This window comes from Nocardioides dilutus (assembly GCF_054779555.1).
The window spans coordinates 202,530-225,425 of record NZ_BAAGYA010000001.1 but is presented as its reverse complement, the minus strand read 5'-3'; the positions used below and the strand labels follow the sequence as shown (position 1 = coordinate 225,425).

Annotated in this window: 16 protein-coding genes; 8 read left to right on the top strand and 8 right to left on the bottom strand. The window is 71.7% G+C overall.

What is annotated here, in order from left to right; genetic code table 11:
- Window positions 1-3: 3 nt before the first annotated feature.
- From ACYVC6_RS01100 to ACYVC6_RS01080, 5 genes are all read right to left on the bottom strand, one after another.
- Complete coding sequence (locus tag ACYVC6_RS01100; protein ID WP_460710079.1) at window positions 4-723, bottom strand: anti-sigma factor; 720 nt, start codon at window positions 721-723, stop codon at window positions 4-6.
- Entirely contained in the window at window positions 720-1,271 is a 552-nt protein-coding gene (sigK, locus tag ACYVC6_RS01095; RefSeq protein WP_460710077.1) for an ECF RNA polymerase sigma factor SigK, read from the bottom strand. The genes ACYVC6_RS01100 and sigK overlap by 4 nt, the downstream gene beginning before the upstream one ends.
- 107 nt (window positions 1,272-1,378) lie before the next feature.
- Window positions 1,379-2,017, bottom strand: a complete 639-nt coding sequence (locus ACYVC6_RS01090; RefSeq protein ID WP_460710074.1) for a fasciclin domain-containing protein — start codon at window positions 2,015-2,017, stop codon at window positions 1,379-1,381.
- An 85-nt stretch (window positions 2,018-2,102) separates the two neighbouring features.
- Window positions 2,103-3,659 (bottom strand): molybdopterin-dependent oxidoreductase, encoded by a 1,557-nt coding sequence (locus ACYVC6_RS01085; RefSeq protein ID WP_460710072.1) that lies wholly within the window; start codon window positions 3,657-3,659, stop codon window positions 2,103-2,105.
- A gap of 23 nt (window positions 3,660-3,682) precedes the next feature.
- Window positions 3,683-4,009 (bottom strand): TfoX/Sxy family protein, encoded by a 327-nt coding sequence (locus ACYVC6_RS01080; protein ID WP_460710070.1) that lies wholly within the window; start codon window positions 4,007-4,009, stop codon window positions 3,683-3,685.
- A gap of 17 nt (window positions 4,010-4,026) precedes the next feature.
- Here ACYVC6_RS01080 and ACYVC6_RS01075 point away from each other — a divergent pair, with 17 nt between their 5' ends.
- Entirely contained in the window at window positions 4,027-4,797 is a 771-nt protein-coding gene (locus tag ACYVC6_RS01075) for an enoyl-CoA hydratase-related protein (RefSeq protein WP_460710068.1), read from the top strand.
- A gap of 103 nt (window positions 4,798-4,900) precedes the next feature.
- Window positions 4,901-7,114 carry a HelD family protein gene (locus tag ACYVC6_RS01070; protein WP_460710066.1) on the top strand — a complete coding sequence of 738 codons (2,214 nt, stop codon included), beginning with the start codon at window positions 4,901-4,903 and terminating at the stop codon, window positions 7,112-7,114.
- 3 nt (window positions 7,115-7,117) lie between these two features.
- Here the strand turns inward: ACYVC6_RS01070 and ACYVC6_RS01065 are convergent, their stop codons facing one another.
- A complete protein-coding gene (locus ACYVC6_RS01065) occupies window positions 7,118-8,152 on the bottom strand; it encodes an ATP-binding protein (RefSeq protein WP_460713280.1) in 1,035 nt (344 codons plus the stop codon).
- A 121-nt stretch (window positions 8,153-8,273) separates the two neighbouring features.
- Between ACYVC6_RS01065 and ACYVC6_RS01060 the strand changes: the two genes are divergently transcribed.
- From ACYVC6_RS01060 to zwf, 4 genes are all read left to right on the top strand, one after another.
- Window positions 8,274-10,184, top strand: coding sequence for an anthranilate synthase family protein (locus tag ACYVC6_RS01060; protein ID WP_460710064.1), 1,911 nt, complete (start codon window positions 8,274-8,276; stop codon window positions 10,182-10,184).
- Between the two features lie 265 nt (window positions 10,185-10,449).
- On the top strand, window positions 10,450-11,025 hold the full coding sequence (locus tag ACYVC6_RS01055) for an anthranilate synthase component II (RefSeq protein ID WP_460710062.1): 576 nt from the start codon (window positions 10,450-10,452) through the stop codon (window positions 11,023-11,025).
- Window positions 11,022-12,341: an aminodeoxychorismate synthase component I gene (gene pabB / locus ACYVC6_RS01050; RefSeq protein ID WP_460710060.1), complete on the top strand. Its 1,320-nt coding sequence runs from the start codon at window positions 11,022-11,024 to the stop codon at window positions 12,339-12,341. The genes ACYVC6_RS01055 and pabB overlap by 4 nt, the downstream gene beginning before the upstream one ends.
- Window positions 12,342-12,358: 17 nt before the next feature.
- Window positions 12,359-13,813, top strand: coding sequence for a glucose-6-phosphate dehydrogenase (gene zwf, locus ACYVC6_RS01045; protein ID WP_460710058.1), 1,455 nt, complete (start codon window positions 12,359-12,361; stop codon window positions 13,811-13,813).
- A gap of 165 nt (window positions 13,814-13,978) precedes the next feature.
- Here the strand turns inward: zwf and ACYVC6_RS01040 are convergent, their stop codons facing one another.
- Window positions 13,979-15,430: a sensor histidine kinase gene (locus ACYVC6_RS01040; protein ID WP_460710056.1), complete on the bottom strand. Its 1,452-nt coding sequence runs from the start codon at window positions 15,428-15,430 to the stop codon at window positions 13,979-13,981.
- Window positions 15,427-16,137, bottom strand: coding sequence for a response regulator transcription factor (locus ACYVC6_RS01035; protein WP_460710054.1), 711 nt, complete (start codon window positions 16,135-16,137; stop codon window positions 15,427-15,429). Before ACYVC6_RS01035 ends, ACYVC6_RS01040 begins: the two co-directional genes overlap by 4 nt.
- Before the next feature lie 63 nt (window positions 16,138-16,200).
- On the opposite strand from ACYVC6_RS01035, the gene ACYVC6_RS01030 reads away from it, so the two are divergent.
- Both ACYVC6_RS01030 and ACYVC6_RS01025 read left to right on the top strand, forming a co-directional pair.
- A complete protein-coding gene (locus ACYVC6_RS01030; RefSeq protein ID WP_460710052.1) occupies window positions 16,201-18,828 on the top strand; it encodes a PQQ-dependent sugar dehydrogenase in 2,628 nt (875 codons plus the stop codon).
- Window positions 18,829-18,924: 96 nt separating this feature from the next.
- Window positions 18,925-22,896 carry a PQQ-dependent sugar dehydrogenase gene (locus ACYVC6_RS01025; protein WP_460710050.1) on the top strand — a complete coding sequence of 1,324 codons (3,972 nt, stop codon included), beginning with the start codon at window positions 18,925-18,927 and terminating at the stop codon, window positions 22,894-22,896.

The following is a 22,896-nucleotide window of genomic DNA, read 5'->3' as shown; positions in this document are numbered from 1 at the left end:
GGTCTAGGCCTCGAAGTCGAAGACGACGACCACGTCGCCCTCCGGCTCTGCGTGCTGCTCCCCGGCGGTCTCCACGGTGATCCCGGCGCCGTTGGCGCTGGCCGCGTCGCCGCTGAGCAGGACCTCGTTGTCGGAGCCGGGCGGCATGATGCCCGCCGGCACCATGACGTCGTCGTGCTGCAGCCACAGCGCATAGGCGTGCCCGCTGGGGGCGGCCGGCATGTCGTGGGTGATCAGCACCGCCTCGTTGAGCTTCTTGGACCGCACGACGGTGGCCTCCGCCCCTCCGGGCAGGGTCTGCGTGAACTCCTGAGCGTCGCTGGCCTCCAGCACCTGCTCGATGCGGCTGGGTGGCTCGTCGTCGACCTGCTGCCAGACCACGGCCCCGGTGCCGATGACGACGGCGGCGGCCGCCGCCGCGAGCGCCGGGAGCCAGCGGCGGCGCCGGCCCCCGGCCGTTTCCGTGGTCGTGTCGGGGGCCACCGTCGGCACGACGGGGGGCAGCGGCCGGACCGTGGCGATGTCAGCCAGCACCCGGTCGCGGAGGGCGGCGGAGGGAGCGGCGGCGGTGGTCTCGGCGAGCAGTGCCGCGGCCTCACGGAGCGACTCGACCTCGCGGCTGCAGATCTCGCAGTCGCGCAGGTGCCGCTCGAACTGGGCGCGCTCGAGGTCGTCGAGGGCGTCGACGGCGTAGGCGCCCGACAACGCGTGGATGTCGCTCATGACGCCCCCACTCCCATCGTGTCGCGCAACCGGATGAGCCCATCCCGGATGCGGGTCTTGGCCGTGCCGACCGGCAGGTCGAGCATGGTGGCCACCTCCGTATGTGTGTAACCCCCGAAGTAGGCGAGCTCCAGTGCCTCGCGCTGGACCGGGGTGAGGCTCTCCAGCGCCGCCCGGACCCGGCGGGCCTCGAGCGAGGCGTGGGCGGCCTCGGCGGTCGCGTCGTGGTCGACCGGTTGGTTCTGTTGGTTGTACGCCGTGTCGCGCCGGGTGGACGCCTCTGCCGACCGGATCCGGTCCACGGACTTGCGGTGGACGATGGTCAGCAGCCACCCCAGGGGGCTGCCCTTCGAGGGGTCGAAGCGGCCTGAGTTCTTCCAGATCTCCAAGAAGGCCTCCTGCGCGACCTCCTCGGCCTGCGCCGGGTCGCGCACGACCCGGACGGCGAGACCGTGGACCCTGGCGGCCACCGCGTCGTAGAGCTGCGCGAAGGCGTTCTGGTCACCGCGCCCGCAGAGCTTGAGCAGCTCGACGAGGTCGGGTGCCACCGGCGCCCCCTCCTGGGGGGCGCCGGGGGTCACTGGCCGGAGGTGCTCCACGGTCTCTCGATCCTGCTGCTTGTTCGTGATCTGTACCCGATACGTCCTGGTCGCCGTCAGGCCGACGGCATCAGCACGGTGTCGATGACATACACGGTCGCGTTGGCCGTTGGGATGTTGCCGCACAGGACGGTGGCGTCCCCGACGGTCATGCCATCAGTGTCGCCCTCGACCGTCACGGTGGACTCGTTGAGCGTGTCCTGGGTGCCCACGACCGCGTCGGGGTCGAGGTTGGCCCCGACCACGTGGTGCGACAGGACCGCGGCGAGTGCGTCGGGGTCGGCGAGCAGGGCGTTGAGGTCGGCCTCGGGGATCTTGGCGAACGCGTCGTTGGTCGGCGCGAACACGGTCAGCGCCTCGGCGCCGTTGAGGGTGTCGGCCAGGCCGGGCACCGCGCCGACCGCGGTGACCAGGGTGCTGAGCAGCGGGTTGTTGCTCGCCGCGGTCGCGACTGGGTCGGTCACCATGCCGTCGAAGGAGCCCTTGCCCGACGTCGGGATCGCCGAGCAGGCGTCACCGAAGACCTGGGCACCGGCGCCGGCAACGTCACTGCTGTCGTCCATCGGGGTCGACTCGCTGGTGTCGTCGCTGCCGCTGGTGGGCTCGTCGCCGTCGTCACCACAGGCGGCGAGGGTCATCGAGAGGGCCAGGACGGTGGCGGCGGCGCCGCTGCGGCGGAGAGTCGTGCGCTTCATTCGAGATCGGCCTTCCGGTTGGTGGAGCACTGGGGTGGTGTCTGTCTTGTGCTCGGTGTTCGTGGCCGCGCACCGGACGGATTGGTCAGGCGACCTCGACGATGAGCTCCTGGATGCCGCTGGCCCCTTCCGGGAACGGGGTGGCACGTACGGAGGCCTGCTCGTTGCCGTTGCCGTCGATCACGCGGGCGGCCAGGTTGTGCCGACCGGACTCCTGCGCGTCCCAGCGGTAGAACCACTGCCGCCAGTAGTCGTCGCCCGCCGAGGGGCCCAGCTCGGCGTCCCGCCACGGGCCGCCGTCGACGCGCACCTGCACCTTGGCCACGCCGCCGTTCTGCTGGGCCCAGGCCACGCCGCCGACGATGTTCTCGCCCCGGTCGAGCTTCGCGAGCGGCTTGGGGATGTCGATCCGGCTGGAGATCTTGATGGGGGCGTCGGTCGCCCAGTCCCGCTCGGTCCAGTAGGCCCGCTTCTCCTCGTACGTCGTGAGCGTGAGCCTGGTGACCCACTTGGTCGCGCTGATGAAGCCGTAGAGCCCGGGGATCACCACACGTGCCGGGAAGCCGTGCTCGCGGGGGAGTACCACGCCGTTCATGCCGACCGCGAGGAGGGCGTCGCGGCCGTCGGTGGCCAGGGCCAGCGGGGTGCTGATAGTCATGCCGCCGACGTCGGTGGCGAAGATCTGGTCGGCGTCACTGCCGACGCCCGCCAGGTCGAGCAGGTCGGTGAGCCGGACGCCGAGCCAGCGGGCGCCGCCGACGTACTTGCCCCCGACGCTGTTGGAGACGCAGGTCAGCGTGATGTCCCGTTCGACCAGGTCCATCCCCAGGATGTCGTCGTAGGTCAGGGTGACCTCCCGCTCGACGTCGCCGTCGATGGTCAGTGTCCAGGCGTCGTGGTCAACGATCGGCACGTCGAGTCGGGTGTCGACGCGGTAGAAGTCCTCGGTGGGCACCTGGAACGGTGTGATCCCCGGGAAGGTCCGCTCCAGGCCGCCCGGGAGGGGCGGGGCCGGGTCCGCCGGCCTGGGCAGCGCGATGTCCCCGAGGCGGGTACGGAGCCCCCCGATGACCCGGCCCGCGCCCCCGAGCAGCGCCGCGGTCAGGGCCAGGACCCCGCTGGCGACCAGGACCCCGCGGCGGGACGGCTGGCGGGCGTCGAGACACACGTCCTGGTCGTCGGGGCCCTCCTCAGACCGCCGTTCTGTGTGTCTCGACGCGCGGGCGGCGCGATCCAGCCACCACAGCGCGCCGACGCCGGCGACCGCGGTGGCCAGGCTCGGGACGACGTCGACGACCTCCGCGGTCGGTCGGTTCATCGCGGTGGACCCCGCGACCGCGACCAGAACCAGCAGCAGCCCGGCGCCGAGGCGCAGGCGCCGGCGGGCCAGGAGGCCGCCGACGGCTGCGAGAGCCAGGACGCCGCCCATGACCGAGCCGACCAGGATCGGCTTGTCCCGGTCGCCGAACCGGCGGATCGCCCACTCCTTCATCGGCGTCGGCGTGAGGTCGATGACCTGCGAGCCGACGGCCAGGACTGGCGAGGACGCCGGGTTGAGCAGGGCAGCCACAATGTGGCCGGTGGCCACCCCGACGAGGGCGGCGAGGACTCCGAAGAGGGCGTAGAGCAGCCGTGGTCTCATGCCCCGTTGTTCGGAGCGGACGGCTATTTCGGCGGGAGTGCCTCAGCCTCGGCGACCCCGACCTGCACCCAGCGGGCCAGGTCGGCGTCCTCGGCCACCGCCTCGGCCGGGACCCGGAGCCAGCCGTCCATGGCGCGGCCCTTCATCTCCATCCGGCTGGCGCCGGCCGCGAGGTGGGTCTCGGTGTCACCGCGGGCGCACCGCACCAGGAGTCCGCCCTGTCCGCTCGCCGCGACCGCCATGTTGCCGCCCACTAGGAAGGCGAGCCCCCCGAACATCTTCTTCTCCGTCGTCGGCGTGCCCTCCAGCTGGTCGCGCAGCCGGTCGGCGAGCTCTGCGTCATAGGCCATGCGTGATGATTGCGCACATGACCGACAGTCCAGAGGACAGCGATTCAGAGCTCGTGCACCTGGACGTCGACGGGTCGCTCGCCACCATCACGCTCGACTCGCCGCACAACCGCAACGCGCTCTCGAGGCAGCTCGTCACCGAGCTGGTGGGGCACGTCACGACCGCGGGTGCGGACGACGCCGTGAAGGTCGTGCTCATCCGCTCCTCGGGCCGGGTGTTCTGCTCGGGGGCGGACCTGTCCGAGGCGAGCGCCGGCGGCATGGAAGAAGGTGCGCGCGCCATCGTCGCGCTCCAGCGCCAGCTGCTCACGTTGGACAAGCCGGTGGTCACCGAGCTCGCCGGTCCGGTGCGCGCCGGTGGCATCGGCATCGTCGCCGCCTCGGACATCGCGATCGCCTCGACCGAGGCCAACTTCGCGCTGACCGAGGTCAAGCTCGGCCTGGCTGCCGCGATCATCTCGCTGACCGTGCACCAGCGGATGCACCCGCGGGCGTCGGCGCTGACCACGCTGGGCGGTGAGGTGTTCTCGGGGGAGCAGGCGGCGGCGTACGGCCTGGTGACGGTTGCGGTCCCACCCGAGGGCCTGGAGGCGGAGGTGCGGCGCACCTGCGAGTCGCTCGCGACCGGGGCCGCCCAGGGCTTGCGCGAGTCCAAGCGGATCCTCAACCGCGACCTGGTCGAGCGGATCGACGAGCGCGGCGAGGAGCTGGCCGCGCTGAGCGCCACCCTGTTCGCCTCCGAGGAGGCGCGTGCGGCGATGACGGCGTTCCTCTCCCGCGCCAAGTAGCGGTCCTGCGGCGAGAACTCTGCCGTTGGCACCCGGTCGGGTTAGGCTTGATGGCTCCGCCCTGGGGAGCCGGGACCGGTACCGCGTCGGAGGTTGTAGCACGTTGAGTGACGAGCTGGTCGAGCGAGAGATCGCCGGCGAACAGACGTTCGTCGACAAGGTCTACCGACAGCTGGAGGTCTCCGCGCAGGCCGCACAGCGCCTGGCCCAGGAAGGACACGACCGCGGCCGGCTGGGTCACGAGGGCGGTCTCGTGGAGCGCGACGCCATGGTCTTCCAGGCCGCGCGCCGGATCGCCCAGCTCGACGCCGCCCACGAGGGTCTGGTGTTCGGGCGACTCGACATGAAGTCGGAGGTCGACCCGCAGCCGCGCTACATCGGCCGGATCGGCCTGCGCGACTCCGACCGGGACTCCCTGCTGATCGACTGGCGGGCCCCGGCGGCGGCGGTGTTCTACCAGGCGACCGCGGCGACCCCGCACGACGTCGTACGCCGCCGGGTGCTGCGCTGCACCGGCCCGCGCGTGGTCGGGGTCGAGGACGAGCTGCTCGACGCCAGTGCCCTCGAGGCTGCCGACACGGACCTCCCCATCGTCGGCGAGGGCGCGCTGATGGCGCAGCTCTCGCGCGCCCGGGACCGGTCGATGCACTCCATCGTCGCGACCATCCAGGCCGAGCAGGACCTCGCGATCCGGGCGCCGGGCAGGGGCGTCGTGACCATCAGCGGCGGACCCGGCACCGGCAAGACCGTGGTCGCGCTGCACCGCGCGGCCTACCTCCTCTTCAACGACCGTCGTCGCTACGAGAGCGGCGGCGTGCTGATCGTCGGCCCGAGCGGCGTGTTCATGCGCTACATCGAGCGGGTCCTGCCGTCGCTGGGCGAGACCGCCGTGGCACTGCGGTCGCTGGGTGAGGTCGTCGACGGGGTCAAGGCGAGCCGCCAGGACGAGCCGGCGGTCGCCGATGTCAAGGGCTCGGCCCGGATGGCGACCCTGCTGCGCCGGGTCGCCCGGATGCAGGCGCCGGGGAGCCCGGACCGCTTCCGGGTCTTCTGGCGCGACGACGTGATCGTGCTCGACCGGGGTGCGCTGGGGCGGGTGCGCCGGTCCCTGATGTCACAGGGCCGCCGCAACCGCCAGCTGCCCCGGGTCGCGGGCGCGCTGCTGGACCAGATGTGGCGCCAGGTCCGTGGCGAGCGCGGCCGGGAGCGCGGCCGCGAGGCCTTCGACGACGAGATGCTGTCCAACCAGGAGTTCCTCGACTTCGCGGTGGCCTGGTGGCCGCCTCTCGACGCGGTCGAGGTGCTCGGCTGGCTGCGTGACCCCGACGTCCTCGCCCGGATGGCCGACGGCGTGCTCAGCGCCGAGGAGCAGGCGTTGCTGCTCAAGTCGTGGGGCGGCTCCACGGACCCCACGGCCGGCCCGATCGTGCCTTCGGTCCAGGACGTGCCGTTGCTCGACGAGCTGCGCTACGCGATCGGCGACGTCCCGGCCCGCTCCGACGACGAGCGCGACCTCGACGAGACCGGCCTGCTCGAGGGCGGCCACGACATGCAGGAGCTGCTCACCGCCGCCGACCGGGAGTACGCGCCCTCGGGCCGCGCATGGGCGCCGCCGACGCACCGGATCGAGGACGACCCCTTCGCACACGTGCTGGTCGACGAGGCGCAGGACCTCACGCCGATGCAGTGGCGGATGGTCGGACGGCGCGGGCGTACGGCGTCCTGGACGATCGTCGGCGACCCGGCTCAGTCGTCGTGGCCGGTGCCCGCCGAGTCGGCCGCGGCTCGCGCGGAGGCCCTCGAGGGCAAGCCGGTCCACGAGTTCCACCTCTCCACCAACTACCGCAACAGCGCGGAGATCTACGAGTTCGCCGCGGCCTACGCCCAGCGCGTCGGTCTGGACGCCGACCTGCCGACCGCCGTCCGGTCGACCGGCGTCGAGCCGCGGGTGGTCACCGGGGTCGCCGACCTCGAAGCCGCCACCCGGGAGGCGGTCCTCGACGTGGCCGGCCAGGTGGGCGGCACCGTCGCGATCGTCGTCCCGTCCCGGCGCCGCTCCGAGGTCAACGCCTGGCTGGCGTCCTGGCCCGAGCTCGCCGACGACGCGCCCGGAGCGCGGGCCGCCGTCGACTCCGCGGTCTCGCCGTCCGGCGAGGACCGGGTGGTCGTCCTCACCGGCCTCGACACCAAGGGCCTGGAGTTCGACGCCATCGTCGTGGTGTGCCCCGACGAGATCGAGGCCGAGTCGGCCACCGGCCGGGCGACGCTCTACGTCGCGCTGACCAGGGCGACCCAGCTGCTGACCGTCGTCAGCTGAGCGTCAGTTGAGCTCGCGCAGCGTCTCGCGGAGGTAGGGGATCGACAGGTCGACCTTGCCGCGGGCAGGTGCCTCGATGACCCCGGCGGCCATCAGCCGCCCTCGGTAGGTGTTGACGTACTGGCTCGACCTGCCCATCCGGCGGGCGACCTCGGCCGTGCTCGAGGGGCCGTCGTCGACGGCCATGGCGACCAGGAACTCCCGGTCGACGTCCGAGAGGTCGTTGAGGGCTGTCTCGTGCACGAGCTCGCGGAGCCGCCGTTTGGCGACCGGTACGCCGCGGGCGACGGCCGCGCTGTCGATCTCGGGGCCGTCGGTGGCCCGCCACATCTGGTGGCCCACGAGCTGGACCATGAACGGGTATCCCTCGGTGGCCTCGGCCGCGGCGAGGCTCGCGTCGTGGGTGATCGACCTGCCGTTGGCCTCGACCGTGTGGCGCAGGGCGTCCTCCACATCGTCGACCGGGAGCGAGCGCAGGTCGTGCCGGTCGGCGCGGCGCAGGAACGTCAGCACGTGGTCGGACAGGAGGTTGGACACCGACGACGGCAGGCCGGCCATGGCCAGGGCGAACTGCCGGTCCTCGCGCACGAGGTGCTGGCTCATGGTGGCGATCTCGCGCATCTGCTCTCGCTGCCCGCCGTGGATCTCGTCGATGGTCAGGAGGAGGCCGCGGTCCGGGCCGAGCACGTCGAGGAGCCGGGTGACGAGCATGCGCAGGTCGGCGGGCTGCGGGTCGATGTTCTCCCAGTCCGCCCCGACTCCCCCAGGCAGCGAGACACCGGTGAGCCGGCGGCGCGGGGGCGGCTCGTGCTGGCGCAGGAGCCCGGACACCCGCCGGGCCAGGTCGGGCACCAGGGTCGACGTGGCACTGACGCCGACCGACAGCCAGCCCGCGGCGTGGAAGGCGTCCTCGAACTCGTTGAGCATCACTGTCTTGCCCACGCCGCGCTTGCCGGTGAACAGGCAGATGCGGCCCGGCGCCCCGGGCCCGTCGGCGACGGCCTCCCGGATCCGCTGCAGTGAGGACTCCCGGCCGATCAGCTCGGGGGGCGAGGATCCCGCAGTGGGCTTGAACGGGTTCAGGACTGGACCCCCTTGTTATTCCTTTTCATTTCTTATCATTTCTTGTTGAACCTTGCTACTGCGTACGCTGCCGCACATGACCGACACCCCCTCTGCCGCCCGGGACGCCATCGCCGCGCTCCAGGGGCACGAGGCGTGGGCGATCATCCGGCGCTCGACCCGGGCGGGCGACCGCGACACGGTCGGGATGATCGGCGGCCGGCGCAGCGTGGTCGAATCCGTCCTCGACGTACCCCTCGAGACCGGGGTGCCGCAGGACGGCCACATCGCCGACCGGCTGCTGGCCGTGCCGTTCCGGCAGGTCGCCGAGCGCGGGTTCGACGCGCACGACGACGGCACCCCGCTCGTCGTCGTCGACATCGAGTCCGAGCAGGAGTTCTCGGTCGCCGAGGTCATCGACGCCATCGACGACACGGGGGTCGAGTTCGCCGACCGCGGTGGCTTCGACATCGACGACGAGGAGTACGGCAAGCTCGTCGCGACGATCATCAGCGACGAGATCGGCCAGGGCGAGGGCGCCAACCTGGTGATCGGGCGGCACTATCGCGCGACGGTGGCGGACTGGGGTGCGGACAAGGCGCTCACGGTCTTCCGTCGGCTGCTGCAGCGCGAGCGCGGCGCCTACTGGACCTACGTCTTCTTCACCGGCGACCGCTACCTCATCGGCGCGAGCCCCGAGCGGCACGTGTCGATCCACGGTGGCGACGTCCGGATGAACCCCATCAGCGGCACCTTCCGGATCCCGCGCGACGGAGGTGACGTCAAGGCCCGCCTCCTCGACTTCCTCAAGGACGAGAAGGAGATCTACGAGCTCTTCATGGTCGTCGACGAGGAGCTCAAGATGATGTGCGACATCTGCCACGAGGGCGGGCAGGTGCTCGGGCCGTTCCTCAAGCCGATGAGCCACCTCGTGCACACCGAATACCTCCTCGCGGGCCGCACCGACCGCGACCCGCGCGAGGTGCTGCGCGACACGATGTACGCCGCCACCGTCACCGGGTCCCCGGTCGAGAACGCCTGCCGGCTGATCAAGCAGTACGAGGCGCAGGGGCGTGGCTACTACGGCGCCGCGCTCGCGGTCCTCGGCCGCGACGGGTCCGGGGAGCCCGTGCTTGACAGCCCCATCGTGATCCGCACCGCGTCGGTGGACGTCGACGGCCGCCTCACCGTCACCGCCGGGGCCACGCTGGTGCGCGACTCGGACCCGGCGTACGAGGTGGCGGAGACGCACGCGAAGGCCGGCGGCATCCTGTCCGCGTTCGGCCTGGTGCCCGCCGCGCCCGCGCCTGAGATCGACATGGCCGAGCTGGTCACCGACGAGGACGTGCTGCTCGCCCTCAACGCGCGCAACCGGCGGCTGTCGACGTTCTGGCTGACCGACCAGTCCGACGCCAACCCGGACCCCCGGCTGGCCGGCAAGAGCGCGGTGATCCTCGACGGCGAGGACGACTTCGTCAACATGCTGCGCCACGTGCTCGGCGTGCTCGGCATGACCAGCGAGGTGGTGCGCCACGAGGACTACGTCGAGGGCTGCCTCGACGGGTTCGACCTGGTGATCGTCGGCCCAGGACCGGGCGACCCGCGCGACGACGCGGACCCCAAGATGGTGCGGGTCCGCGCCGCGGTGCGGGCCCTGCTGGTCTCCGAGCAGCCGTTCCTCGCCGTCTGCCTGGGCCACCAGTCGCTCTGTCACGAGCTCGGGATCCCGCTGTTCTACAAGGACATCGTCTTCCAGGGCACCCAGTCGCCCGTGACCATCGACGGCCGGACCGAGCGCGTGGGGTTCTACAACACCTTCGTCGGCCGGTCCGGCTCCGCGTCGCTGCCCCCCGGGGTGCGCGTAGACGCCGACCCCGAGTCGGGCGACATCAACCACCTGGTCGGCCCGCACTTCCGGGGCATCCAGTTCCACGCCGAGTCGATCCTCAGCCAGCACGGCTACGACGTGCTGCACGACCTGGTCTCCGCGCTGCTCCTCGAGGACTGACCGCCGAGTCGGCGTTACTGACGGACAGTAGGGCCGACTCGCGGGGTCTGGGGCGATGCCAGCGGCGCCGAGTCGTCGTTACTGATGGGCAGTAGGGCCGACTCGCGGGGTCTGGGGCGGTGCCAGCGGTGCCGAGTCGTCGTTACTGATGGGCAGTAGGGCCGACTCGCGGGGCCTGGGGCGGTGCCAGCGGTGCCGAGTCGTCGTTACTGACGGGCAGTAGGGCCGACTCGGCGGCCGGCCACGACGCCCTAGCCTTCGTGACGTGACGGTTCCCGATGTCGTGGTGGTCGACCACCACGACTCCTACACCTGGAACCTCGTCCATCTAGTCGCGTCGGTGACGGGCGTCCTGCCCACCGTCGTCCAGCACGACGAGGTGTCACCGGAGGACGTACTGCGGCACTCGCACGTGATCCTGTCGCCCGGGCCCGGGCACCCCGCCGTCGAGGCCGACTTCTCGGTCGGGCGGGAGGTGCTGCTGGCCGGCACCCGTCCCGTCCTGGGGGTCTGCCTCGGGATGCAGGGGCTGGTGACGGCGTACGGCGGGAAGGTCGACCGGGTCGCGCCGGCGCACGGCGTCGTCGAGCGGATCCGTCACGACGGGGCCGGCGTGTTCGCCGGGCTGCCGCAGCTGTTCACCGCCGTCCGCTACCACTCGCTGGCCGCCCTTGAGGTGCCGCCGGCGCTGGTGGTGACCGCCTCCGACGCGTCCGGCGACGTGGTGATGGGCGTCCGACACGTCGACCTGCCGCTCGAGGGCGTGCAGTTCCATCCCGAGTCGATCCTCTCCGAGCACGGCGCGGCGATGCTGCGCAACTTCCTGGGGGTCTGGTCGTGACCGCGCCGGACCCGGTCGAGTCGTTCCGCGAGGTGGCGGCGGCGCACCGGCGCTGCTTCTGGCTCGACGGCGGCGGAGCCCGTGAGTGGTCCGGCCGCCGGTCGCTGGTCGGCTGGCTGGAGGAGGACGACGTCTCGCTCTCCTACTCGGCGGCCACCGGCGAGGTCACCCGGCATTCGGGCTCGACCGCCGACGTGGTCGGCGACGACGTGTTCGCCGTGCTCGAGGCCGAGCTTGCCGCCGGGTCGCCCCGCGATCAGTGGTTCGGCTACCTCGGCTACGCCGCCCGGCCTGACCTCCCGGGGCGCCCGTCCGCCGACGTACCCGACGCCGTGTGGATGCGGCCGAGCCACGTGCGGCTGTTCGCCCACGGACGGGTGGAGGAATCCCCGCAGCACCGGCGATCCCTGACGTTCGCGGAGGAAATTTCGGCCGCGAACAGCTGGAGTCACCGGCTAGGCGGGGATTCCACCCGCCCCCCCGCCGCCTACGCCGCCGCCTTCCAGCGCGTCCAGGAGCACCTGCACGCCGGCAACAGCTATGAGGTCAACCTGACCTACCGGCTCGAGCAGGCCAGCGGCCTCGGCCCGGTGGCGGTCTACCTGCGGCTGCGCGAGCTCAACCCGGCGCCGTACGCCGGCTTCCTCCAGCACGACGTCGCAGGCGCCGAGGGGTGGCTGCTCAGCTCGAGCCCGGAGCGCTACGCCCTCGTCACCGCCGAGCCCGGCGGCGGGCACCACATCGAGACCAAGCCGATCAAGGGCACGACGCCGCGGGGCGCGGACCTGCTCGCCGACGAGGAGCACCGGCAGCGGCTGGCTACCGACGCCCGCTACCGCGCCGAGAACCTGATGATCGTCGACCTCCTGCGCAACGACCTGTCCATGGTGTGCGAGCCGGGCACCGTCGAGGTGCCGGCGCTGATGCAGGTCGAGTCCTACGAGACGGTCCATCAGCTGGTGTCGACGGTGCGGGGGCGGCTCCGCGACGACGTCAGCACGGTCGCGGCGCTCCGCGCGTTGTTCCCCGCGGGCTCGATGACCGGGGCCCCGAAGCTCCGGACGATGCAGATCATCGACGAGGTCGAGGACAGCCCGCGCGGCGCCTACGCAGGGGCGTTCGGCTGGCTGGCCGCCGACGGCCGCGCCGACCTCGGCGTCGTCATCCGCACGTTGACCACGACCGGGGACGGCACCTACCGGATAGGGACCGGCGGTGGCATCACCGTCCACTCCGAGGTCGCCGAGGAGTATGCCGAGTCGCAGTGGAAGGCCGAGCGGCTCCAACGAGCCCTGTCCGCCGATGGCACGGCGTAATAGTGTCCGAAGCGACCATGAGCACCGTAGAGACCGTCCGCCCCCACGTCTTCGTGCTGTTCGGAGCGACGGGTGACCTGGCCCGGCGCAAGCTCCTGCCCGGGCTGCTGCGGCTGACCGAGTCGGGGCTGCTGACCGACGCGCGGATCGTCGGCACGTCGATGGAGGACCTCGACGCCGAGCAGTTCGACAAGCTGGCGCGAGCCGCCTGCGAGGAGTTCGGCAAGGGCGAGATCACCGACGAGCGCTGGGCGCCGTTCTCCCGGATGCTCAGCTTTGTCCCGCAGTCCGCCGGCGGCGAAGCCGTCGCCAAGCGAGTGCGCGAGGCCGAGGAGGAGCTCGGCGGCGAGGACGTACGCCGGCTCCACTACCTCAGCGTGCCGCCCAAGGCCGCGCTCGACGTCGTCCACCAGCTCGATGCGGTCGGCCTCGTCGAGCGGTCCCGGATCGTGATGGAGAAGCCGTTCGGCACCGACCTCGAGTCAGCCGTGGCGCTCAACGCCGAGCTCCACGAGGTGTTCAGTGAGGACCAGATCTTCCGGATCGACCACTTCCTCGGCAAGGAGGCGGCCCAGAACATCCTGGCGTTCCGCTTCGCCAACGGTCTCTTCGAGCCGATCTGGAACCGCAACTTCATCGACCACGTGCAGATCGACGTGCCCGAGATGCTCGGGCTCGAGGGGCGCACCAGGTTCTACGAGAGCACCGGGGCCTACCGCGACATGGTGGTCACCCACCTCATGCAGGTGCTGGCGTTCATGGCGATGGAGCCGCCGACCACGCTGACCCCGGGTCCGATCAGCGACGAGAAGCTCAAGGTGTTCACCTCGATGCGGCCGCTCGAGCCGCACAACGTGGTGCGCGGGCAATACACGGGCTACCGCGGCAAGGAGGAGGTCTCGGACTACTCCGACACCGAGACCTTCATCGCGCTCAAAGTCGAGATCGACAACTGGCGGTGGGCGGGGGTCCCGTTCTTCCTCCGCACCGGCAAGAAGCTCGCCGAAGGCGCCCGGATCATCTCGATCGCCTTCAAGGAGCCCCCGCTCACGATGTTCCCGCCCGGCTCCAACGTGGGCACCCAGGGCCCCGACCACCTCACCTTCGACCTCGCCGACCAGTCGCGGATGTCGCTGTCGTTCTACGGCAAGCGTCCCGGTCCGGGCATGAAGCTCGAGAAGCTCTCGATGCAGTTCGCCACCCACGACACCCAGTCCTCGGGAGCGGTCCTGGAGGCCTACGAGCGGCTGATCCTCGACGCCATGAAGGGCGACCACACGCTCTTCACCACGGCTGCCGGCATCGAAACGCTGTGGGACAAGTCGACCCCGCTGCTCACCAACCCGCCGCCGGTGCGTGCCTACGCGCCGGGTTCCTGGGGGCCCAACGCGATCCACCAGCTGGTCGCGCCGCAAGCGTGGCGGCTGCCGTTCGAGCGGTCCTGGCGCGACCCCAACCCGCAGAGTAGTTAACCCCCGCGAGCTTCGGCCCGGGCCACGACCTTCTACCCCCGCGAGCTTCGGCCCGGCACCCACGACGGACGCTCGCTCCGCGAGCGAGCTTCGCCGTCCATCGTGGCCGCCGGGCCGATCGCGGGGCGCTCGCTGCGCTCGGAATACAAGCGCCCGTGAACCCGGCTAGACCGTCGGGATTCTCGGGGCGTCCAGTGGCTTGGGCTTGGGCACCGGGGCACCCGGCAGCGCGAACGTCATCCGCGTCCCGCCCGAGGGCGACCGGCCGGCGGCGACCATGCCGGAGTGCCGCTCGGCCACCTGGGCGACGATCGCCAGACCCAGCCCGGAGCCTGGCATGGCGCGTGACTCCGAAGCCCGGTAGAACCGCTCGAAGACGTGCGGCAGGTCGGCCTCGTCGATGCCGCTGCCCTCGTCGTCGATCGTCACGACCCCGCCGGCCAGCGACACGGTCACCGTCCCGCCGGGCGGGCTCCACTTGGCCGCGTTGTCGAGGAGGTTGGTGACCGCGCGCTCGATCGCACCCGCCTCGCCCTCGACATACCAGGGGTCCGCCTCCACCCGGAACGTCACTCCGGGTGCGCGGCGGCGCACCCTCGCGACCGCGGCTTCCAACACCTCGTGCAGCTCCACGGAGGCGACCGCCGGTGGCATCGGCTCGTCCCTGGCCAGCTCGACCAGATCGCCGATGAGGGTGGTGAGCTCCTCGATCTGCGCGCGTACGTCGTCGAGCAGCTCCGACCGCGCCCGCTCGGGCAGGTCCGGGGCGGACCCCTCACCGGCCTGGGTGAGCAGGTCGATGTTGGTGCGCAGCGAGGTGAGCGGGGTCCGTAGCTCGTGACCGGCGTCGGCGACCAGCTGTCGCTGCCGGTCGCGGGACGCGGCGAGTGAGGTGAGCATCTGGTTGAACGCCGTCGCCAGCCGCGCCACCTCGTCGTCTCCCTCGACCGGAAGGGGGGTGAGATCCTCGGTGCGCGCGATCCGCTCTACGTCGGAGGTGAGCCGGCGCACCGGCCGCAGCCCGTTGCGGGCCACGGCCATGCCGACGAGGGCCGCGGTGACGATGCCGGCCAGGCCGATCAGAAAACACACCACGCCCAGGCGGTAGAGCGTCTGCTTCTGCGGCTCCAGCGACTGCGCGACGACCAGCGCGAGGCCGGGTTCGCTCTCGACGGGAACGGCGACGACCCGGTAGGCGCCGTCGTCGGCGAACACGGTCCGCAAGCTCTGGCTGGCGTGGCCCTTCGCCACCTCGAGCTCGGGCACCCCCAGCCGGATCCCGTCGCCGCGGTCGAGGAACCGCACCACCCCGTCCGCCTCGACGAACGCGATCCGGACGTCCGAGGCCCCGAGCAGGTATGCCGGCACGTCCTCGCGCTGCTGGATCTGGTCGATCTGTGACGAGGCGGTCTCGGCCCGCTCGACCAGCGAGGAGTCCAGCGACGACTGAAGCTGCATGCGCACGGTCACGTAGGCCCCGGCGGCGACGAACGCGACCGCCAGCGCCACCGCGAACGTCGTCAGCAGCACCACCCGGCTGGCCAGCGACTGCCGGTAGCCCCACTTGGACTCGTCCGCGGAGAGTGGAGCCGGCGGCAACACGGGCTCGGGGCTCATGCTTCCTTCAGCACATAGCCGACACCGCGAACCGTGTGGATGAGGCGCGGTTCGCCCTCGGCCTCGGTCTTGCGGCGCAGGTAGCCGACGTACACCTCGAGGGAGTTGGCGGTCGTGGGGAAGTCGTAGCCCCACACCTCCTCGAGGATGAAGCTGCGCTCGAGGACGCGCCGGGGCCGGCGCAGGAACATCTCCAGGAGGGTGAACTCGGTGCGGGTCAGCTCGATGGCGCGGTCGCCGCGACGCACCTCGCGCGAGGCCAGGTCCATCGACAGGTCCGCGAAGGAGAGCACCTCGTCGGCCTCGCCCTCCCGCGGCGTGATCCGGCGCAGCAGGGCACGCAGCCGGGCGAGCAGCTCCTGCAGCGCGAACGGTTTGGTCAGGTAGTCGTCGGCCCCCGCGTCCAGTCCCTCCACGCGGTCCCCGACCGCGTCGCGGGCGGTGAGCACGAGGATCGGGACGTCGTGGCCGGCCTTGCGCAAGGCCTTGGTCGTCTCGATGCCGTCGAGTCGCGGCATCATCACGTCCATGACGACCACGTCGGGGGTGGCGCCCGCGCTGAGGCCGGCCAGCGCCTCGGCGCCGTCGGCGGCCAGCGCGACGTCGTAGCCGTTGAACTCGAGCGATCGCCGCAGCGACTCGCGGACGGCGCGGTCGTCGTCGACGACGAGCACGCGCGGACGCGCCTCGGGCCGGGGGCTGCTCACCGCTCCACTCTGCCAGCGGTGCCTGAGTCGAACCTGAATTACGATGCGCGGGTTGGGGGGACGATGACTGCTCGTACGTCGCGCGCGGGGGTCGGCGCGCTCCTCGTCGCGTCCGCGGGTGGGCTGCTGGCGTTGGCGACCCTTCCGGCACCGGCCGCCACGCAGACCGCCGCCGAGGTCAAGGCGCGGGCCACGGTCGCGCTCCACCCGGGACATCCGGGCCCGATCCTGCCGAGCGAGTTCCAGGACCGCGACGCGATCGACAACCTCAGCGAGCCCACGGCGGTGGCCTTCGCGCCCGACGGCACGGCGTTCATCGCCCTGAAGAGCGGCGAGATCAAGTCGTTCGACTACGACGCCGCCAGTCGTGAGTTCGAGCCGTTCGCGACGCACACGATCTTCGCCGACCTCCGCGAAAACACGAACAACTACTGGGACCGCGGGCTCACCGGGATCACCGTCGACCCGGAGTTCGGGACGCCGGGCCACAACTGGGTCTACGTCAACTACACCTACAACCGCGACCCGCGCGACAACCCACCGATCGTGCCCAAGTGGGACAGCGGGGAGGGCTCCTACGACGGGTGCCTCAACCCCGCCGCGATGCCGGACCCGCCGCAGCCCGCCGTCGACGGCTGCGTGGTGACCACCCGGGTATCCCGGATCCCCGCCGTCGAGCAGCCCGATGGCTGGTACGCCGCCGGGCCCGAGCAGCCGCTCCACGAGGCCGGTTGCCTGCAGTTCCCGAGTCACGCGTCCGGTGACGTCCGGATCGGGCCGGACGGGTTCCTCTACGCCTCGACGGGTGAGGGCGCCAGCTTCGACGTCGAGGACTTCGGCCAGGGCGGCAACCCGTGCGGCGACCCGGCCAACGAAGGGGGCTCCCTGCGCTCGCAGGACTTCCGCACGGGCGGCGACCCGCTGGGGCTCGGCGGGGCGGTCTGGCGGATCGACCCGGCCACCGGCGCGGCGCCCAACGGGAGCAACAGCAACGCGGCCCGGCTGGTGCTCTACGGGCAGCGCAACCCCTGGCGGTTCACCTTCCGGCCCGGGACCTCCGAGCTGTGGTCCTCCGACGTGGGCGGCAGCGCCTGGGAGGAGATCAACCGCACGGACCTGGCCGCCTTCGGGGGTCCGGCCAACCTCGGCTGGCCCTGCTACGAGGGCAAGATGGGCGGCGCGGTGCGGCAGCCGGCCTGGGACGCACTGGACAAGCCCATCTGCGAGGGCCTCTACGCCCTCGGCGCGGGGGCGATCCAGGCCCCGGCGTTCGCCTACCAGACCCGCGGCCCGGTGCTCACGCCCGGCGAGCACTGCGAGAGCACCACCTCGTCGATCTCGGGTGTCGCGTTCGCGCCGACGTCGAGCAACTACCCGGCGGCCTACCAGGGGTCGCTCTTCTTCTCCGACTTCGCCCGCGCGTGCATCTGGCGCCTGGGCAAGCTCCCGGGCGGGGACCCCGACCCGGGCACCGTCATCCCCTTCGTCCAGAACGCCTCGACGCCGGTCTCGCTGGTGCCCGGCCCGGACGGCGACCTGTTCTACGTCGACTACGGGATCGTCGACGGGGTCGTGACCCCGCAGGCCGGCGCGATCCACCGCATCACCTACCAGGACCCGGCGCCGGTCGCCGCGATCACCGCCAACCGGGTCTCCGGGCCACTGCGCAAGACCTACCGCTTCTCGGCCGCGGGCACCAAGGACCCCAACCGGTCGCCCCTGACCTACGCCTGGGACCTCGACGGCAACGGCTCCTTCGAGACCACCACCGGCTCCAGTCCGCGGGTCAGCCGCAGGTTCACCGCCAGGACCAACGTGAGTGTCTCCGTCCGGGCGACCAACGCGGCGGGGCGATCCGACACGGCGTCGCTGACGGTCTATCCCGGCAACCGCGCACCGGTGATCAGCAACGTGACACCGACGCGGGCGCTGGCCTGGAAGGTCGGGCAGCGGATCCGCTTCCTCGCCACCGCCCGGGACAAGGACCAGAGGCTCCGGTCGAGGGCCTACGCGTGGTCCCTCAGCATCCGTCACTGCCCGAAGGCATGCCACACGCACCCGATCGACCAGTGGCCCGGGACCCGCAGGGGCTCCTTCCGGGCACCCGACCACGAGTACCCGTCACACCTGCTGCTGGACGTGTCGGTCACCGACAACCGGGGCCTCACCGTCCACAAGACGGTCCGCCTCGACCCGAAGGCAGTCAAGCTCACCTTCGCCACGCAGCCGCCGCGGCTGCGCCTCGCCGCCGGTGGCGCCGAGGGCAAGGCGCCGTTCAGCCGGCGTTTCATCGTCGGCGGACACCTGATCGCCTCGGCACCCGAGGTCCAGCGTCGGCAGGGGGTGACCTACCGCTTCCGCCGGTGGTCCGACGGCGGTGACCGGAGCCACGACCTCGTCGCCCCGCGGCAGCCGATCACGCTGACCGCGGCCTACCAGCCGGTCAAGGCCGAGCTCCGGGTGCGCACCTCGCCCGCCGGGCTCGAGGTCAAGGTGGGCGGCGAGCGGACCTCGGGGTTCCGGGCCGATCTCAAGGTCGGCTCGACGGTCAAGCTGGCGGCGCCCGAGCGGCAGACCGTCGACGGGGTCGCCTACGAGTTCGTCAGGTGGTCAGACGGCGGTGCCCGGGTCCACCGGGTGACCGTCGGCGCTGTGCGCCTGAGCGTGCGGGCGATCTACCGACGGGCCTAGGGACGTGCGGTGTGGCCGTCCCCCGAACGGGCCATGGGCAACGGGGGGCTCGCCACCTACCCTGAGGGCGTCGCGCGCGCGATCTGGGGGGATCAGTTGAGTTCGAGCAAGCGGGTGCTCGCGGCTGCCGTGGCAGCCGCGCTCGCGCTGTCTCCTGCAGCCCTCACCGTCGGCGCCGCTGCCGAGGCGCCGGCACAGGCGACGGCTGCCGCGGCACCCCCACCCGAGGTGCCCACCGGGTTCCAGGACGTCGAGGCGATGCCCGGCCTCAGCGAGCCGACCGCCGTCGCGTTCGCGCCGGACGGCACGGCGTTCGTGGCCCTCAAGACCGGCATCATCAAGGTCTTCGACTACGACGAGGTGACCGACGAGTTCACCCAGACCCAGCACTTCGCCAACCTCGACGTCAACGTGAACAACTACCACGACCGAGGACTCACGGGCATCGCCGTCGACCCCGAGTTCGGCACGGCCGGCCACAACTTCGTCTACGTCAACTACACCTACAACCGGGACCCGCGTGACAACCCGCCGGTCGTGCCCAGGTGGGGCCCCGGCACCGGCCAGTACGACGACTGCCCGGCCCCCGCGGCGATGCCCTCTGGCCCTGACCCGGCGGTCGCCGGGTGCGTCGTCGACATCCGCGTCTCCCGGCTCGCCGCGGTGCAGGAGCCGGGTGGCTGGATCATGTCCGGTGCCGAGCAGCCGTTGGTGGACCTGCCCATCGGCGAGACCGCCTGCTGGCAGTTCGGCAGCCACGCCTCGGGCGACGTGATCATCGGGCCCGACGGCATGCTCTACGCCTCGGCCGGTGACGGGGCGAGCTTCGACACCGAGGACTGGGGTCAGGCCGCCAACCCCTGCGGCGACCCGGTCGACGAGGGGGGCGCTCTGCGCGCCCAGGACATCAGGACCTCGGGCGACCCCCTCGGCCTCGGCGGGGCGATCTTCCGGATCAACCCGGCCAACGGCGCTGTGACTCCAGGTGCCCAGAACAACGCCTCCCGGATCGTGGCCTACGGGCAGCGGAACCCCTGGCGCCTCGCGTTCCGCCAGGGCACCCAGGAGCTCTGGTCGGCCGACGTCGGCGCCAGCGCGTGGGAGGAGGTCAACCGGATCGACATGGGCGCCTTCACCACCCCGGTCAACCGCGGCTGGCCCTGCTACGAGGGCGGTGACGCCAACCCGAGCCCGTCGGTCTTCACCGGGGCCCCCATCCGGCAGCCCGGCTGGGACGCCCTGGACATACCGATCTGCGAGGACCTCTACACCGAGGGCATCTCGGCGGTCGCCGCCCCCTACTTCGCCTACCCCACCCGTGACGCCGGTCCGATGACGCCTGGTGAGCACTGCGAGGAGGGCACGTCGTCCATCTCCGGGATCGCCTTCATCCCGACGAGCACCGACGACACCAACTACCCCGCCGCCTACCGCGGCTCGATGTTCTTCAACGACTACGCCCGCGGGTGCATCTGGATGCTGGGGAAGCTGCCGAACGGCGACCCGGACCCGGCCAGCATCACGCCGTTCGTGCAGCGGGCCGAGACGCCCGTGTCCATCGAGGTCGGTCCGGGTGGCGACCTCTACTACGTCGACTACGGGATCGTGGACGGCCAGGTCACCCCGGGGGCCGGCGCCGTCCACCGGATCCGCTACACGCCCGACAACCAGGCGCCGGTCGCCGCGGTCACCGCTGATCCGATCTCGGGCGACGCCCCCCTCAACGTGAGCTTCGACGCCAGCGGCTCGACCGACGCGGACAACGACCCCTTGACCTTCGAGTGGGCGCTGGACGGCGACGGGGTCTTCGACGACGGTGGCGGGGCCACCACGTCCAGGACCTACACGGCTCCGGGGTCCGTCACCGTCCAGGTCCGGGTGAGCGACGGGCAGGGCGGCAGCGACACCGCCGAGGTGGTTGTGTCGCCCGGCAACTCGCCACCCCAGCTCACCAGCGTCTCGCCCGACGCGTCGTTCACGTGGGCGGTGGGGGAGACCGTGAGCTTCTCGGCCACCGCGACCGACGCCCAGCAGTCACTGCCCGACAGCGCGTTCACCTGGACGGTCGCCATCCAGCACTGCCCCAGCGTCTGCCACACCCACGGCCTCGAGACGTTCCAGGGCCAGCGCACCGGCAGCTTCCCCGCGCCGGCCCACGAATACCCCTCAAACCTCCTGCTCACCGTCACCGTGACCGACGACCAGGGCCTCACGGACACCGAGACCGTGCAGCTCGACCCCAAGACCGTCGCGATGACCTTCGCGAGCAACCCGACCGGAGCCGCACTCACGGTCGCCGGAGCGACGGTGTCCGCGCCCCACGACCAGACGTTCATCCAGGGCAGCGTCTTCAACGTGTCGGCGCCAGAGTCCCGGGTCGTCAGCGGTGACACCTACGTGTTCTCCTCCTGGTCCGACGGAGGCGCGCTGAGCCACGCGGTGACGGCGCCGAGCACGCCGACCACGCTGACCGCCAACTACGTCGTCCACGCCCCGGTCGCGGTCATCTCGACCACCCCGTCGACGCCCACGGGACCGGCACCGTTCGACGTGAGCTTCTCCGCCTCCGGGTCGAGCGACTCCAGCGGTCACTCGCTGACCTATGCCTGGGACCTGGACAACGACGGGGCGTTCGACGACGCCACCGGGGTGACCGCGTCGCGGACCTACCCGGTGGGCTCGCACACGGTGCGGTTGCGGGCGACGGACTCGGTCGGGGCCACCGACGTCGCGCAGACGACGGTGACCTCGACCAACACCGCGCCGGTGGCGGTGATCTCGCCGGCGAACCCGTCGGGGCCGGCGCCCCTGCAGGTGGACTTCAGTGCCAACGGCTCGAGCGACCCCAACGGTCATGCGTTGACCTTCGCGTGGGACCTGGACAACGACGGGGCGTTCGACGACGGCACCGGGGCGACCGCGTCGCCGACGTTCCCTGTCGGCACCCACACGGTGCGCCTGCGGGCGACGGACTCGGTTGGGGCCACTGACATCGCGCAGACGACGGTGACCGCCACCAACCAGGCCCCGGTGGCGGCCATCACGCCGGCCAACCCGTCCGGGCCCGCGCCGCTGCTGGTGGACTTCGACGCCAACGGCTCCAGCGACCCCAACGGCCACGTGCTGACCTTCGCTTGGGACCTGGACAACGACGGTGAGTTCGACGACGGCAGCGAGGCGACCGCGTCGCGGACCTACGACGTGGGCGACCACATCGTCCGGCTGCAGGTCACCGACTCGATCGGGGCCACCGACATCGCGCAGGTGACGGTGGCGTCCGGCAACACCGCTCCGGTGGTCGGGCCGGTCACCCCGGCCGACGGGTCGCTGTGGTCGGTCGGCGAGACGATCGCGTTCGCAGCGACTGCGACCGACGCCCAGGACGGCACACTGCCGGCATCGGCATACACGTGGACGCTGGAGAAGGTCGAGTGCGCCACCGGGTGCAGCCCGGTCGAGATCGCGACCTTCGATGACGTCTCGTCCGGGACCTTCGTGGCTCCCGAGCTCGGCCTCCCCTCACACCTGCTGCTCACCGTCACGGTGGTCGACTCCCGGGGGACCGCTGACACGGAGACGGTGCGCCTCGACCCCCGCACGGTGAAGCTCTCGTTCACCAGCACACCACCCGGGCTGACCGTCCCGACGGCGCGCACCGTCGTGGTGGGGTCGAGCCAGACCATCTCCGTGTCCGACCGACAGTCCGACGGGCCGCGCCTCTACCAGTTCTCCACGTGGTCCGACGGCGGAGCCGCGACCCATGTGGTGACAGCACCCGCCACCGACCGCACCTACCACGCGACGTACGTGCCGGTGCGGGCCCGGGTGACGCTGCGGACCCGGCCGGGAGAGCTGCGGGTCAAGGTCGACGGCAAGCGCCGTACGGACGGCTGGGGCAAGGCGTTCCGGGTCGGCGTCGAGGTCAAGGTGGTCGCACCCAGGCGGCAGTGGAAGGACGGGGTGCGCTACGAGTTCGTGCGCTGGTCCGACGCAGGTCGGCGCGTCCACTCGTTCCTGGTGCCCGAGACCGGGCTGCGGCTCCGCGCCGTCTACCGCCGGGTCCAGTAG

Coding starts and splice junctions, on each gene's coding strand:
- ACYVC6_RS01060 (WP_460710064.1), top strand. CDS start 8,274: ATGACCGACACCCCCTCTGCCGCCCGGGACGCCATCGCCGCGCTCCAG.
- ACYVC6_RS01075 (WP_460710068.1), top strand. CDS start 4,027: ATGACCGACAGTCCAGAGGACAGCGATTCAGAGCTCGTGCACCTGGAC.
- ACYVC6_RS01085 (WP_460710072.1), bottom strand. CDS start 3,659: ATGAGACCACGGCTGCTCTACGCCCTCTTCGGAGTCCTCGCCGCCCTC.
- ACYVC6_RS01100 (WP_460710079.1), bottom strand. CDS start 723: ATGAGCGACATCCACGCGTTGTCGGGCGCCTACGCCGTCGACGCCCTC.
- ACYVC6_RS01080 (WP_460710070.1), bottom strand. CDS start 4,009: ATGGCCTATGACGCAGAGCTCGCCGACCGGCTGCGCGACCAGCTGGAG.
- ACYVC6_RS01040 (WP_460710056.1), bottom strand. CDS start 15,430: ATGAGCCCCGAGCCCGTGTTGCCGCCGGCTCCACTCTCCGCGGACGAG.
- ACYVC6_RS01030 (WP_460710052.1), top strand. CDS start 16,201: ATGACTGCTCGTACGTCGCGCGCGGGGGTCGGCGCGCTCCTCGTCGCG.
- zwf (WP_460710058.1), top strand. CDS start 12,359: ATGAGCACCGTAGAGACCGTCCGCCCCCACGTCTTCGTGCTGTTCGGA.
- ACYVC6_RS01090 (WP_460710074.1), bottom strand. CDS start 2,017: ATGAAGCGCACGACTCTCCGCCGCAGCGGCGCCGCCGCCACCGTCCTG.